This window comes from Cohnella sp. GbtcB17 (genome assembly GCF_019091135.1).
Taxonomy (GTDB): domain Bacteria; phylum Bacillota; class Bacilli; order Paenibacillales; family Paenibacillaceae; genus Cohnella.
Window position 1 is genome coordinate 53,279 of sequence record NZ_JAGXJW010000032.1, and the last position, 13,975, is coordinate 67,253.

The 13,975-nt window shown below is 62.1% G+C and carries 13 protein-coding genes; 10 read left to right on the plus strand and 3 right to left on the minus strand.

What is annotated here, in order from left to right; genetic code table 11:
- Positions 1 to 62: 62 nt before the first annotated feature.
- Positions 63 to 1,301, minus strand: coding sequence for an epoxide hydrolase family protein (locus KVT38_RS18340; RefSeq protein WP_254639334.1), 1,239 nt, complete (start codon positions 1,299 to 1,301; stop codon positions 63 to 65).
- A gap of 167 nt (positions 1,302 to 1,468) precedes the next feature.
- Here KVT38_RS18340 and KVT38_RS18345 point away from each other — a divergent pair, with 167 nt between their 5' ends.
- From KVT38_RS18345 to KVT38_RS18375, 7 genes are all read left to right on the plus strand, one after another.
- Positions 1,469 to 2,428, plus strand: a complete 960-nt coding sequence (locus tag KVT38_RS18345) for a helix-turn-helix transcriptional regulator (RefSeq protein ID WP_368859122.1) — start codon at positions 1,469 to 1,471, stop codon at positions 2,426 to 2,428.
- A 352-nt stretch (positions 2,429 to 2,780) separates the two neighbouring features.
- Entirely contained in the window at positions 2,781 to 3,503 is a 723-nt protein-coding gene (locus KVT38_RS18350; RefSeq protein WP_217595194.1) for a CTP synthase C-terminal region-related (seleno)protein, read from the plus strand.
- Between the two features lie 157 nt (positions 3,504 to 3,660).
- Entirely contained in the window at positions 3,661 to 5,226 is a 1,566-nt protein-coding gene (locus KVT38_RS18355; RefSeq protein ID WP_217595195.1) for a methyl-accepting chemotaxis protein, read from the plus strand.
- Between the two features lie 254 nt (positions 5,227 to 5,480).
- The gene (locus KVT38_RS18360; RefSeq protein WP_217595196.1) at positions 5,481 to 6,083 is read left to right on the plus strand and encodes a TetR/AcrR family transcriptional regulator; all 603 of its coding nucleotides are present in this window, start codon (positions 5,481 to 5,483) and stop codon (positions 6,081 to 6,083) included.
- A gap of 150 nt (positions 6,084 to 6,233) precedes the next feature.
- A complete protein-coding gene (locus KVT38_RS18365; protein WP_217595197.1) occupies positions 6,234 to 7,448 on the plus strand; it encodes an MFS transporter in 1,215 nt (404 codons plus the stop codon).
- A gap of 74 nt (positions 7,449 to 7,522) precedes the next feature.
- Entirely contained in the window at positions 7,523 to 7,930 is a 408-nt protein-coding gene (locus tag KVT38_RS18370; RefSeq protein ID WP_217595198.1) for a MerR family transcriptional regulator, read from the plus strand.
- Positions 7,927 to 8,526 (plus strand): NADPH-dependent F420 reductase, encoded by a 600-nt coding sequence (locus KVT38_RS18375; protein ID WP_217595199.1) that lies wholly within the window; start codon positions 7,927 to 7,929, stop codon positions 8,524 to 8,526. The genes KVT38_RS18370 and KVT38_RS18375 overlap by 4 nt, the downstream gene beginning before the upstream one ends.
- A gap of 410 nt (positions 8,527 to 8,936) precedes the next feature.
- Here the strand turns inward: KVT38_RS18375 and KVT38_RS18380 are convergent, their stop codons facing one another.
- Entirely contained in the window at positions 8,937 to 9,302 is a 366-nt protein-coding gene (locus KVT38_RS18380) for a hypothetical protein (RefSeq protein WP_217595200.1), read from the minus strand.
- 418 nt (positions 9,303 to 9,720) lie between these two features.
- On the minus strand, positions 9,721 to 10,062 hold the full coding sequence (locus KVT38_RS18385; protein WP_217595201.1) for a hypothetical protein: 342 nt from the start codon (positions 10,060 to 10,062) through the stop codon (positions 9,721 to 9,723).
- A 361-nt stretch (positions 10,063 to 10,423) separates the two neighbouring features.
- On the opposite strand from KVT38_RS18385, the gene KVT38_RS18390 reads away from it, so the two are divergent.
- The 3 genes from KVT38_RS18390 to KVT38_RS18400 are packed head-to-tail and all read left to right on the plus strand — an operon-like array spanning position 10,424 to position 13,945.
- Positions 10,424 to 11,242: a sugar phosphate isomerase/epimerase family protein gene (locus KVT38_RS18390; protein ID WP_217595202.1), complete on the plus strand. Its 819-nt coding sequence runs from the start codon at positions 10,424 to 10,426 to the stop codon at positions 11,240 to 11,242.
- 26 nt (positions 11,243 to 11,268) lie between these two features.
- The gene (locus tag KVT38_RS18395) at positions 11,269 to 12,843 is read left to right on the plus strand and encodes an FAD-dependent oxidoreductase (RefSeq protein WP_217595203.1); all 1,575 of its coding nucleotides are present in this window, start codon (positions 11,269 to 11,271) and stop codon (positions 12,841 to 12,843) included.
- A gap of 40 nt (positions 12,844 to 12,883) precedes the next feature.
- Positions 12,884 to 13,945 carry a Gfo/Idh/MocA family protein gene (locus tag KVT38_RS18400; protein ID WP_217595204.1) on the plus strand — a complete coding sequence of 354 codons (1,062 nt, stop codon included), beginning with the start codon at positions 12,884 to 12,886 and terminating at the stop codon, positions 13,943 to 13,945.
- Positions 13,946 to 13,975: the final 30 nt, after the last annotated feature.

The window sequence follows — 13,975 nt, forward strand, 5'->3', positions numbered from 1 at the left end:
GAATTGCATCATGTAAATACAAATCACAACCCCCTCCAGATAGGACCGAAGGGGGTTCACTATTACTGCTGAAGTTCTCGGAAAAACGCCCTAATGTCCGCGATCATTAAGTCCGGCGCGTCGATCGCCGGGAAGTGGGTGCCGCGGTCGAACTCGCTCCAGCGCGCGATATGGTTGGCGGCCTCGGCGAAGCGCCGGATCGCGACGTCGGACTGCTGGAAGACGGCGACGCCTACCGGCGTAGGCGACGGGTCCTTCGGCATCCAGGCGGCCGGGTCGTGCGCGCCTTCGTAGTACATGCGCGCGGAGGAATTGGCCGTGCCGGTCAGCCAATACAGCATGAGGTTGGTCAGGAAGCGGTCCTTGTCCACGGCGTCCGGGGCGTCGCCGAAGCTGTAGAACAGCTCGCACGTCCAGGCGAGCAGGCCGACGGGCGAGTCGTGCAGGCCGTAGGCGAGCGTCTGGGGGCGTGTCGACATGAGCTTGTTGAAGCCGAAGCGCTCCTGCATAAAGTGGCCGAGGCGCGCCAGGCGAACCATCTCCGCTTCGGTGAGCGTCGCGAATGCTTCGTCTTCGACCTGACCGAAGGGGATAAAGCCGACGGTGGCGGCGTTGACATGGACGCCGATGACGCTGGGCGCCGCGATGCGGCCGATCTCCGGCGCAATCATCGCGCCCATGTCGCCGCCCTGCACGCCGTAGCGCGCATAGCCGAGCAGGCCCATGAGCGTCGCGAGCGCGGCGGCCGCGCGGCCGTGTGTCCAGCCCTTGGCCGTCGTCGGCCCCGACAGGCCGAAGCCCGGCAGGGATGGGATGACGAGGTGGTAGGCGTCCGCCGCGTCGCCGCCGTAGGAGGCCGGGTCGGCCAGCGGGCCGATCAAGTCCAGGAATTCGACCGGCGACCCGGGCCAGCCGCGCACAAGCAGCAGCGGGGTGGCGTTCGGCTCGGGCGACCGGACGTGGAAGAAGTGGATGTTGGCGCCGTCCACCGTCGCCGTGAACTGCGGCAGCTCGTTGAGGCGCGCTTCCTGGCGGCGCCAGTCGAACGAGGTGCGCCAGTACTCGGCCGTCTCCTTGACGAAGGAGAGGGGCGCGCCGTAGTCCCAGCCGGCGCCCGGCAGCTCGTCGGGCCAGCGCGTCATGGAGAGGCGCAGCTTCAGGTCGTCCAGCTCGGCCTCGGAGGTCTCGATCCGGAAGGGGCGAATCGCGCTCGCCGCCGCTTCTCCGCTGCTCGCCGTACCGTTCCCGCTCCCCGCCGCCTTGTATTGCGCGTTCTTTTTTTCGCCCATGCCTGTGTTCATGATTTTGGCCTCCCTTTGGTGGTGGTGCTTATGTACTTATTGTAGAGGACCCTTTCTGACAACTGTCTGTCAGAGAGAAGCGGGCTCCGAAAAAATCAGAAAGGATTCGACGCCGCTGCAAGGATTCCTTAAAATATGGGATAAAGAGGGAGGTGGCGTCCTTGAAGGTGGAACGGCTGCTCGGCATCACGATGATGCTGCTGAGCCGGCGCCGGGTGAACGCCCAGACGCTGGCCGACAAGTTCGAGGTCTCGCACCGGACGATCTATCGCGATCTGGAGACGATCAATGCCGCGGGCATTCCGATCGTATCGTTCACGGGGAGCGACGGAGGCTACGAGATTATGGAGCAGTATCGCATCGATCGGCAGATCGTTACTTTGGATGATTTGCAGTCGATTCTCGCCGCGCTCAAGGGCGTCCGGGCTTCGCTTGACGACGAGGAGATGGACGGGCTGCTGACGAAGATCAAGGCGCTGGTCGCAAGGTCGGAGCAGAAGCAGCTGGAGGAAGCGGGGGATACGCTGATCTTCGATACGAACCTGTGGCACGGCGGCGGGATCAAGGATCGGACGATTCTGGCGCAGCTGAGACAGGCGTCGAAAAACCGCACGGTCGTGTCGTTCGCGTATACGAATACGGACGGGGAGGCGGAGCAGCGGGAGGTCGAGCCGATCGGTCTGGCGTGGAAAGGGTATGCGTGGTATTTATATGCGTATTGCAGGCTGCGCGGAGATTACCGGACGTTCAGGCTGTCCCGGCTGGACGGGCTGCGCGTGCACATGGAGCGGTTCGCGAATCGCGGCGTGCGGATGGAGGAGCTCGACGCGCGTTGGGGCAACCAGGAGCGGGGGCCGGAGATCGAGCTGACGCTGCTGTTTCGCCCGAGGCTGCGCGTGCGCGTGGAGGAGACGTTCGGCGCGGACCGGGTGGAGGTGCGGGAGGACGGCTCGCTGCTGGTCCGGGCCAGCTACCCGAACAACCACTGGCTGTACGGCATGATCCTCGGCTACGGCGCGGACGTCCAGGTGCTGGAGCCGGCCGCCGTAGCGGCGAGGATTCGCACGGTAGGGGCGCAGATCGCCGCGATCTATGAAGGCGCGGAGACGGATGCGGCCGTGACGTGATAGAAGCGGGGAAGCTGCGTGGAGAGTTGGTCAGGCGGTAGCTGGGCTGCTGTAAGCGATAAAAGCGCGGTTGGAGCGGCGCGGAGGGCGGCGGAGGGCGCTGCAAGCGAGGAAAGCGCGGCTGCGAGAAGAGCGAGCTGCTGTATGCGATAAAAGCGCGGTTGGAGCGGCGCGGAGGCGGCGGAGGGCGCTGCAAGCGAGGAAAACGCTGCTGCGTGAAAAGCGGGCTGCTGTAAGCGATAAAAGCACGGCTGGAGCGGCGCGGAGGGCAGCGGAGGGCGGCGGAAGTCGCTGCAAGCGAGGAAAGCGCTGCTGCGTGAAGAGCAAATTTCGCAAACAGGGAGCGATAACAATGATTCGAGTCGGCGTGATCGGGGATTACAAAGCGGAGGTCAAGGCGCATATCGCTATTCCGCAGGCGTTGCGGCTGACCGCCGAAGCGCTCGACTTGCAGGTCGACTGCGACTGGGTTCCTACGGCCGCGCTCGCGGATGCGTACGAGTCAAAGCTGGCGGCATATCAGGCACTATGGATCGCACCGGCAAGTCCGTATGTCAGCATGCAAGGCGCCTTGAACGGCATTCGCAATGCCCGCGAAAACGGGGTGCCTGCACTGGGAACCTGCGGCGGCTTTCAGCATATGATCATCGAGTTCGCGCGAGACGCGATGGGCTTGGCGGAGGCCGATCATGCGGAGATCCGTCCCGACAGTCCGATGCTGCTCGTGACTCCGCTATCGTGCGCTTTCCGCGAGCATACGCACCGATTCATGCTGACGCCCGGCTCCCGAACCGCGGCCGCTTACGGGGCATCCGAAACGACCGAGCAATACGGCATCTGCAATTACGGTCTCAATCCTGCCTTCGCCGCGCAAGTCGCGCGGGCCGGATTCCGCGTCGCGGGCGTGGATGAGGATGGGGAGACGCGCATCATGGAGCTGGAGGGCCACCCCTTTTTCTTCGGCACGCTGTTCCAGCCGGAGCGGTCCGCATTCAAGGGAATCGTGCACCCGCTTATTCGGGCGTTCATTGAGGCTGCGGAAGCAGGCGCGGCGACCATGCAGACACCGAATTGAACAACAACAACTAATGCCCGCTACAGCCCTTCGCCGTTCAACCCCGACCCCGCAAAAATTTGCGGGGTACCGCAACGGATTTGCGGTTACAAGAGCGTTGTCGGATTTTATCATAAAGATAGTACTTTATGACCAATCCGGATGGAGATGCGCACTTATGAGGCTCACCGTTGCGAACAAAATGTATGCCAGCTACTTCCTTGTCCTGATTCTGCTCGTCCTTGTCGCAGCTTTCGGGCTGCAAGGGATGAACAATGTTCAGGAGCAGACGAACAATATTGTGACGGACGCGATTCCCGTCTCGATGGCCGCTTCGAACCTCATGACCTCGCTCATTAACGAAGAGACGGCAACGCGAGCTTTTCTGATCGGCGGCGACGAGAAGTATCTGGATACCTATCAAAAAGGCGTACAAGGCGTGCAGGATGATCTGCGCGACATCGAGGGTCATCTCCCGAACCATCCGACCATGAAGGCGCTGATCGACGAGGGGAAGCCCCAGATTGAGGCAATCGAGCAATATTTCCGATCCCAGATTGCGCTCGTGCGCGCCGGCAATATCAAGGAAGCGCAGCAAAAGGTGGGGGACGGCAAGGCGCTGTTCGCCGATTTCCGCAAAACGCATGGCAATATCGAACAGGACATTGCAAAAATCATCAGCGATGCCTCCCGAAAAGCCTCCGATGCGAAGCGCAATGCGCAGACGCTTATGTTCGTGGTCAGCGGCCTGGCGCTGGCGGCCACGCTTGTCCTGGCCTACGCGATGACGCGCAGCATCTCGGGCCCGGTGCGGCTCGTGACCCGAACGCTCGGCAGCGTGGCGAGCGGAGATCTGACGGCGGGCGAGCTCCGCATCCGCAACAAGGACGAGATCGGCGACATGGTCGCCTCGCTGAACGCGATGACGGACAGTCTGCGGCAGCTCATCGGACTGACATCAACTTCGGCGCACAACGTCTCGGCCGCTTCGCAGCAGATCTCCGCCAGCACGGAGGAGATCGCGGGCAGCAGCGCCAGTCAGGCCGATGCCGCGCAGACGATGAATCACCTGTTCAAAGAGCTGTCGGCGGCCATACATTCGGTCGCGATCAACGCGGAAGAAGCGGCGGATCTGTCGAACCGCTCGCTGGACATCGCCAAGAACGGCGGGGACGTCGTCCGGACGTCCATCGCGGGCATGAACGCGGTCAGTTCGCAGATGAGCAAGCTGGAGTCGGATTCGAACCAGATCGGCGAAATTATCGAGGTCATCGACGATATCGCCGAGCAGACGAACCTGCTCGCGCTGAACGCGGCGATCGAAGCGGCCAGAGCCGGCGATCAGGGGCGGGGGTTCGCGGTCGTTGCGGACGAGGTGCGCAAGCTGGCGGAGCGAAGCGGCGAGGCGACCAAGCAGATCACGGCGATCATCCGCGGGATTCAGCAGAACACCCAGCAAAGCGTGCGCGCGGTTGCGGACGGCGTCGCCTCCTCGATCCAGACGGGCGAGGCATTCGACCAAATCATAGATACCGTTCAGCGGACGTCGGAGAAAGTCACCGAGATCGCGGCGGCCAGCGAAGAGCAGTCGGCCCAGGCGAACGAGGTGCTGAAGTCGGTGGAGCACGTGGCGTCGGCCAGCGAGGAGTCCGCGGGCGCAGCCGAGCAGACGGCGGAAACGTCGCAGACGCTGGCGACGTTGGCGGAGCAGCTCAGCGCGTCGGTGCAGAAGTTCAAGGTCTAGCGGTAAAACGGGCATTCGAACCGTTGTGCGCCATCGACATCGACATCCCCATCGGCGTCCATCCTATCCCGGTAGCGGTAATCCGCTGCCGGGCTTTTTGCGTTTCGCGTCCGCAAGCGGCTTCAAAGCAGGCATGTCGGCACTGTCGATTCGTTGCGTGCGGCATCGCATCGCATTGCCATTTCTGCTGTTTTCGAATAAACTGAGTTAATAGACCGGATGGTCGGTTTATGGATGGGAAAGGAGAGAGTCCGATGGCCAGACCTGCCGGACAAGGCGAGCATACCAAGAAGCGAATCGCGATGCGGGCGAAGGCGCTGTTCGAGCAGAAGGGCTATTCCGCCGCCACGATGGACGAGATCCGCGAGGCGGCCGGCGCCAGCAAAGGCAGCATTTATTATCACTTCAAAAGCAAAGAAGAGATGTTCCTGTATATTCTGGAACTGACGATGCTGGATTGGATAGACAAGTGGGCCGCGATATCCGCTCCTCTGGGCACGGCGACCGACAAGCTGTATGCGCTCGCCGACCACTTCGCCTCCGACTTCCAGAATCCGCTCATGAAAGCGGCGGAGGAGTTCGGTGGCAGCGAAGCCGCCGATCCCGCCGTTCATGAGCGCTTGTTAGAGCTTACTCGCGTTCATTATCCGATCTTCCGGCAATTGCTCGAGGACGGGATGGAGAGCGGGGAGTTCGAGCGCATGGACGTAGGCGAGCTGATGTACATCGTTCTGGGTCTGATGGGTGGGCTCGGCGTCGCTTATTACGAGCTGGGAGCCGAGCAGATCGCGGCGCTATACCGCAGGTCCATCGACATTCTGCTTCGCGGCATCCGCGGCGTCGGAGCAGACGGGTAGTACAGATGGGTCTGGCGATATCCGGAGCGGCGCATGGGGAGAACTGTTCCGAGCCGTTCCGGACAGTTCAAGCCATTCATAAGCGACCACTTTTTTTTGCACTATTAATAGACCGACTGGTCGGATTATTAACGCGGGGAGCGATGGCATTTGAAGGATTTATGGAGAAACAAAGTGTTTGTGCTGGTGGCTTCGGCCGATCTGATGCAGCAGATCGGCATCTGGGTGCGGAACATGGCTTTGCTGTTCTATGTGATCGAGCACACGGGCAACGACCCCGTGGCGGTATCCTTGCTGAACGTGTTCGAATACGCGCCGATCTTCGTCTTCTCGCTCATCGGAGGCACGTTCGCCGACCGTTGGAATCCGAAGCGGACGATGATCGCGGGCGATGCGCTCAGCGCCGTCTCCATCGCGGTCATCCTCGCGTTCGTGCTGGCCGGCTGGTGGCAGGCGGTGTTCGTGGCGACGGCCGTGTCGGCCGTGGTCAGCCAGTTTTCCCAGCCATCGTCAGCCGTTATGTTCAAACGCCATGTGCCCGAAGCGCTGATCCCGGCGGCGACCGGCGTCACGCAAAGTATGATGGCCTTGTTCACCATCGTGGGGCCGATGCTCGGTACCGTCATTTACTCGTGGGCGGGCGTTGAGAGCTCCCTCATTTTGCTGATCGTCCTGTTCGCCCTGTCGGCTTTGATACAGCTGGCGCTGCCGACTTACAAGAGAGAGCCGAGACCCGCCGGGGGCTCCGTCTGGAAGGAGATGAAGGCTGGATGGGCCTATATGCGCAGCCAGCGGAACCTGTTGTTGATCACGTTTTCCTTCGCCTTGATCGGACTCGGGTCCGGCCTGATCCAGCCGCTCGACGTATTCCTCATCACGGAGCGGCTTCACCTGGACAAGGAGGATCTGCAATGGTTCTACGCGCTGGGCGGCATCGGCATGCTGATCGGCGGGGGAGCGGCCGCGGCGTTCGGCCGCAAGGCGAACCTGCGTCTCGTCGTCGCGGCGGGCTTCGCCTTCCTGGCGGTGTCGGTCGCGGTCGAAGCCTTGTCGGTCTGGACGGGACTGACGGCCTCCATGCGGTTTCTGGTCGGCGCGGCGATGGCTTTCCTCCAGGTCGTGCTCGGCGCGGCGCTCGTCTCGATGGTCGAAGAAGATTACATCGGCCGCGTTAGCGGCACCTCGACACCCGTTATGATGGCCGCCATGCTGGTCGGAACGGCTGCATCCGGCTTTCTGATGAAGGCGATGACGCTCGTGCCGACTTACCTGCTCGCCTCGGCGATCATCCTCCTGTCTGTGCCTGTCGCCCTGCAGCTGCGCTTCCCTGCTGGAGCGGGGGCGAAGACGGACGCCGGCGGCTGACGGATGTCGCCTGTTGACCTGGAGTCAACTCCAGACTCTACAATAGGTTTAGCGAGACGAGAGGAGGCGTTCGGATGTATTCGATCGGCCAAGCGGCTGAGCTGACCGGGTTCAGCATCGATACGATCCGGTACTACGAGAAGATCGGTCTGACGAAACCGCCGGAGCGGAGCGCGGGAGGCATGCGGTCGTACAGCGAGGACGACGTGAAGCTGCTGTCCTCCTTGCATTGCCTGAAGCGGACGGGGCTCGGGCTTGAGGAGATGAAGGCTTTTCTGCAGGAGGGACGATGCTTTGCGAATGCCGCGTTCCCGCTGAGCGGCGAGGACCGGGAGGCGATCGAGAGCCGGACGCGCATACTCGGGGAGCATCTGACCCGCATGGAGGCGCAGTACCGGGCGCTGGCCGACTTGATCGGGCAGACGAAGGAGAAGCTGGACTTTTACCAAGACCTGTTGAACAGGGAGGGGGCTGCGAAATGAAAATCGCGTCGATCGGATCGGGACAGATAGGCGGTACGCTGGGCAAGCGCTGGGCGGCACACGGGCATGAAGTGACGTTCGGCTCGCGCGATCCGCACGGCGAACGGATGAGAGCTTTGCTGGCGGAAGCGGGGCCGAGCGCGCGGGCCGGCACGGTGTGGGAAGCGGCTGCGTTCGGCGAAGCGATCCTGCTGGCCGTACGGCCGGAGCACGTAGAGCAGGCGCTGGCGGAGGCCGGCGATCTGAGCGGCAGGATCCTGATCAACTGCGTCAACCGGTACGACGGCGCGTCCGCGGACGCCGAAGTTCGGCGTCTCGCGCCGGGCGCGCGGATCGTCCGCGCGTTTCACACGCTGCCGTGGGAGGTACTCGCCGAACCGCGGTACGAAGCGGGCCGCGCGACGGCGTTCCTGTATGGGGAGGATCCGTCCGCGGTGGCGTCCGTTGCCGGACTGGCCGCCGATATCGGGCTCGACCCCATTGATGTCGGCAGTCCGGAGGCGATGGCGCAGGCCGAAGCGGCGAACGGTATGCTGTGGCGCGTGCTCGCGCCGCTATTCGGTCGGGCGTATAGCTTGCAGGTGCTTAGGCGTTGAGGCTCGTGCATGCGGTAAGGGACGAAGCGGGAGGTTGCCGCTTCGTCCCTTTTCGACGATTCAAAAAGTATAAAAAAGACGGAGGAATCACCGGAGAATAGGCATTGGGCACAGGACTCAGGAGGCGCTATTTCGTAAAATCGGTCCAGATGGCGATCGTTGCGGACTGGACGGACGTTATTTACTCGGATCAAGGCTAAACAAGCCCGGCAATCCCTCACTAACGGCCCCTGTGTCCGCGGAAGGATTGCAAATAGGGATTTGACCAACAATAACGGCCACTCAGTCCGCCATCTACGTTCGAGTGTGCCAGCCAAAGGCCGCAGTCGACAGGTAACGTCGTACAACGCCTCTTCGGCTCGGAACACGACGCACTCCCGACAGGTAACGCTGTACAACGCCTCTTTGGCTCAGAACACGCCGCACTCCCGACAGGTAACATCGTACAACGCCTCTTCGGCTCGGAGCACGCCGCACTCCCGACAGGTAACGTCGTACAGCGCCTCTTCGGCTCGGAACACGCCGGACTCCCGACAGGTAACGTCGTACAACGCCTCTTCGGCTCGGAACACGCCACACTCCCGACAGGTAACGTCGTACAACACCTCTTCGGCTCGGAACACGTCGCACTCCCGACAGGTAACGTCGTAAAACACCTCTTCGGCTCGGAACACGCCGCACTCCCGACAGGAAACGTCGTACAACGCCTCTTCGGCTCGGAACACGTCGCATTCACAACAGGTGACGCTGTACAGCGCCTCTTCGGCTCGGAACACGTCGCACTCCCGACAGGTAACGCTGTACAACACCTCTTTGGCTCAGAACACGCCGCACTCACCACAGGTGACGCTGTACAGCGCCTTACGCCCCTTCTCGTATCGTCGCGCGATGCGAGATAAGGGATTATACTGGAAAGCGCAGGCTTTTCCGCCGATCGAACGAGCCGAACGGAAATGCCTTGCCAATCCATGTAGGATTGGTATGTTATCGCCCGCACAGGCGGATTGCGGATGGGAGCGGCGGCGTCTAATGGCCCCGTTGACGGTCGGTTACGGGAAATTGATGCGGAAGTTCGTTCAGGCGTTCAGGAGGACTGACTACCGATCATACACGCGACTGCTGCAAGGACCGTCGGGGCGAACTTTACTGACGGTTTTTCTTACCTGACATGTTTTCGTGTCGCGCGTTTCGCGTTCAAGGGAGCTCCTCGATCTCCGCGTATCGGATCGGAAGCGTATAGCGCTTCCCGTCCGCGGCGATCTCGATACCGACGCCTTTCGACAGCCATGCTCGCTCCATCGTTTTAGTTGTATAAAAGACGTGCTCCACCATGGTCTCCTGGCCGGGTTGGAGCAGGAATGGCGTTGCGCCGTTTCGGTCGTCCGCTTTGATTTCAACTCGCTTCAAGCCGTCTTTATTCCGCAGATGGGGATTTAAAAATACGATATAGGCCGCAAACGAAACGTCCTTATCGGTTGGATTCGCGATCACGGCGTGGATCTCGAGCGCTTTCTCTTCGGCGTACCATCTCACCAAGCTTTGCGGCTCGAGCACAAGCGCTTGTTTGGAAGAAGTAAGCGATGGGCCGCAAGCCGAGCAAGATATGAGGAGCAAGCAGAACATCATATAAACGGCACGCTTAAGCATAGTCCACCCCGGTCCACCCCGAATTAACAACGTATATGATTTCCACATAATGGTTAGACGCCTGCCAGGAAGAAAAGTTTCTGCCCGTCATCCTGCCCGCCGAATCAGCGCGCCGTCGGCGGTCCACTATCGCATGAAACTACCAAAAATGGTCATCGCCGTCCTCTATCTATCCGCAGCCCGGATTTTTAAACTGAAGACGACCCATGGATTCGTCTTCATCCAAACTGCATTCATTGGAGGCCGGCTCATGAAATTGTCGTTAAGCATGTGGAGCATGCACCGGACGGTTCGCGCGCAAGGCTGGACGGTGCTGGACTTTTTATCGTTTTGCCGGGCGGAGGGCATCGGGCAAGTCGAGCTGCTCGACGTCTTCTGGAAGGATGTCGAACAGGAGCTGCCCCAAGTCGTCCGCTTCGCCAAGGAGAACGGCATTCGAATCGCCAGCTATGCGGTCGCGAACGACTTCGTCAAAGCGGACGAAAGGGAGCGCGAGGCGGCGCTGAACACGATTCTGAATGCGTTTGCGGTCGCGAAGGCGCTCGGGACGCAGACGATCCGCGTCTTCTCGGGCAATCTGAGCGAAGGATTCACCTTCGATTCGGCGCTGGCGCATATCGTGGCCGGCCTGGGGGCGGCTTCGGCGCTCGCGGATCGGCAGGGCCTGACGTTATGCCTGGAAAACCACGGGCAGCTGGCCGGCACTGGGGCGCAGATGCTTGAGATTTTGAACCGCGTAGATTCCCCCGCGCTGAAGTCGACCTTCGATACGGGCAATTTCCTGCTCGTTGAGGAAGATCCGCTGCGCGCGCTGGACACGCTGCTGCCCCGGATCGGCCACGTCCACGTGAAGGACTTCAAAGAAGATCCGCAAGGCCGCTACCGCTCGCTCGCGGGTAAGAAGTTCGAGGGCACGCCGGCCGGCGGAGGTCTCGTCCGGTTGGATACGATCGTCGAGCGGCTGCGAGAGGCCGGCTACGAAGGGGAGTACGTGCTGGAGTACGAAGGTACGGGAGACGAGGCTGCCGGTATTCGGGCAAGCTTCGAATATTTCAAGTCGATCTCTTAGGATCTACACCGAAGGAGGCTACGGGAATGGGGCGCGAAATGAAGGCCGATATCGTCGTAATCGGAGGCGGCACCGGCGGCGTCGCCGCCGCTTTGGCCGCCGCGCGGGCCGGACGAACGGTCATCCTGACGGAGGAAACGCGCTGGCTCGGCGGGCAGCTGACCAGCCAGGCCGTGCCGCCAGACGAGCATCCGTGGATCGAATCGTTCGGATGCACGGCCAGCTATAGGCAGTTTCGCGACAGCGTGCGGCAGTATTATAGGGAGCACTACCCGTTAACCAGTCAGGCGCGGACGATTCGCCATCTGAATCCCGGCGGCGGCACCGTCAGCCGGCTCTGCCATGAACCGCGCGTCGCAGTCGCCGTCATCGACCAGATGCTCGCGCCGTACGTCGCCGGCGGACGGCTGACCGTGCTGCTGCGCCATACGCCGGTCCGCGCCGAGACGGACGGCGATACGGTCTTCGCGGTCGACGTCCGCAGCGAAGAGACCGGAGATATCGTCCATCTGACCGGCGACCGCTTCCTGGATGCGACCGAATGCGGCGACCTGCTGCCCCTCGCCGGGGTCGAATACGTCACGGGCGCCGAATCCCGGGACGAGACCGGAGAGCCGCATGCGGTGGCCGGCGAGGCGCGACCGCAGGATATGCAGGGCTTCACCTATTGCTTCGCTATGGATTATTTCGAAGGCGAGCATCACGTCATCGACAGGCCCGCGGAGTACGCGTTCTGGCGGGAATACGCGCCCAGCTTCTGGCCGGGCAAGCTGCTTAGCCTGACGGGCGTCCGCCCGGCGACGATGGAGCCGATCGACTATGCGCTGTTCCCGGGAAGCGAGGGATTCTCCCTGTTCGCTTATCGGCAGATCGCGAAGCGCAGCTACCACGAAAACTACATTTATCCGAGCGATATTACGCTGGTCAACTGGCCGCAAAACGACTACTGGCTCGGCTCGATCATCGACGTGCCCGAGGCGGAGCGCTGGCAGCATCTGGCGCGCGCCAAGCAGCTCAGCCTGTCGCTGCTCTACTGGCTGCAGACGGAGGCGCCGCGGCCGGACGGCGGAGCGGGCTATCCCGGCCTGCGCCTGCGGCCGGACGTGGTCGGCACCGAAGACGGCTTGGCCATGTACCCGTACGTCCGGGAATCCCGGCGTATTCGCGCTGCGTTCACCGTCCTCGAGCAGCACGTCGCCGCGGCAAGCCGGCCCGACGGGAAGGCCGAGGCTTTCGCCGACAGCGTAGGCCTCGGCTGCTACCGCATGGCCCTGCACCCGAGCACCGAGGGACAGCCGTACATCGACATCTCCTCGCTGCCTTTTCAGATCCCGCTCGGCGCCTTGCTGCCGGTGCGCATGGACAATCTGCTGGCCGCCGCCAAAAACATCGGCACGACCCATATCACAAAAGGGAGCTACCGCCTGCACCCGGTCGAAAGGAACATCGGCGAAGCCGCTGGCGCATGCGCGGCCTACAGCCTGGAGCGCGGGCTGATGCCGCGCGGCGTGCGGGACGATCCGCAGGAGCTGGCCGCCTTCCAGCGTAGGCTGGCCGATCAAGGCGTGGAGCTGAGCTGGCCGTCCGTTCACGCCGTATAACGCAGCCCAAGTCATCCATCCATCGGAAAGAGGGATCGCTATGAGTCAAGTCGGCATCGGCATCATCGGGCTCGGCACCATCTCCGAGCTCCATCTGAAAGCCTACCAGAACAACCCTGGCGCCAAGCTGGTGGCGGTATGCGACCTGAACGAGGAGCGGGCCCGTGCCAAAGCCGAGAAGTACGGCGTGCCGAACGTTTACACGGATTACCGGGAGATGCTGGCCAATCCGGACGTGCATGCGATCAGCGTCTGCACCTGGAACGACACGCACGCGCTGTTCAGCATCGCGGCGCTCGACGCGGGCAAGCACGTACTGGTCGAGAAGCCGCTGTGCAAAACGGTGGAGGAGGCGCTCGAAGTCGAAGCGGCCGTCCGCCGTTCGGGCAAGCAGCTGCAGGTCGGGTTCGTCCGCAGGTACGGCTCCAACACCGGCGTCGTCCGCTCGTTCATCGAGAGCGGGGAGCTCGGGGAGATTTATTATGCCAAAGCATCCTGCATCCGCCGAGTCGGCAATCCGGGCGGCTGGTTCGGCGACATCGAGCGCTCCGGGGGCGGACCGCTGATCGATGTGGGCGTGCACGTCATCGATCTGTGCTGGTATTTGATGGGCCGCCCGAAGGTGAAGTCGATCAGCGGCAATACGTACGACAAGCTCGGCAACCGCTCCAACGTCCGCAATTTTACCCATTATAAAGCCGCCGATTACAGCCCGGACAACAATACGGTCGAGGACCTGGCCAACGCCATGATCCGCTTCGACAACGGCGCGTCGCTGCTCGTGGACGTCAGCTTCTCCCTGCATGCCAAGGAAGACGAATTGACGGTCAAGCTCTACGGGACCAAGGGCGGCGTGGAGCTCGAGCCGAAGCTCACCTTCGTGCTCGAGAAGCACGACACGATGCTGAATGCGGTGCCGCAGATCGACAGCGTGACGTTCGACTTCGCCTCCGGCTTCCAGGCGGAGATCGACCACTACGTCGCCGTCTGCCGCGGCGAGAGAGAGACGCTGAGCCCGGTGGAGGACGGCGTGGAGATGATGAAAATGCTGTGCGGCGTGTACGAGTCGGGCAAGCTGGGCAGAGAGATCGCGTTCGATTAAACAAACAGACAGACGCGTCTTAGAGAATCG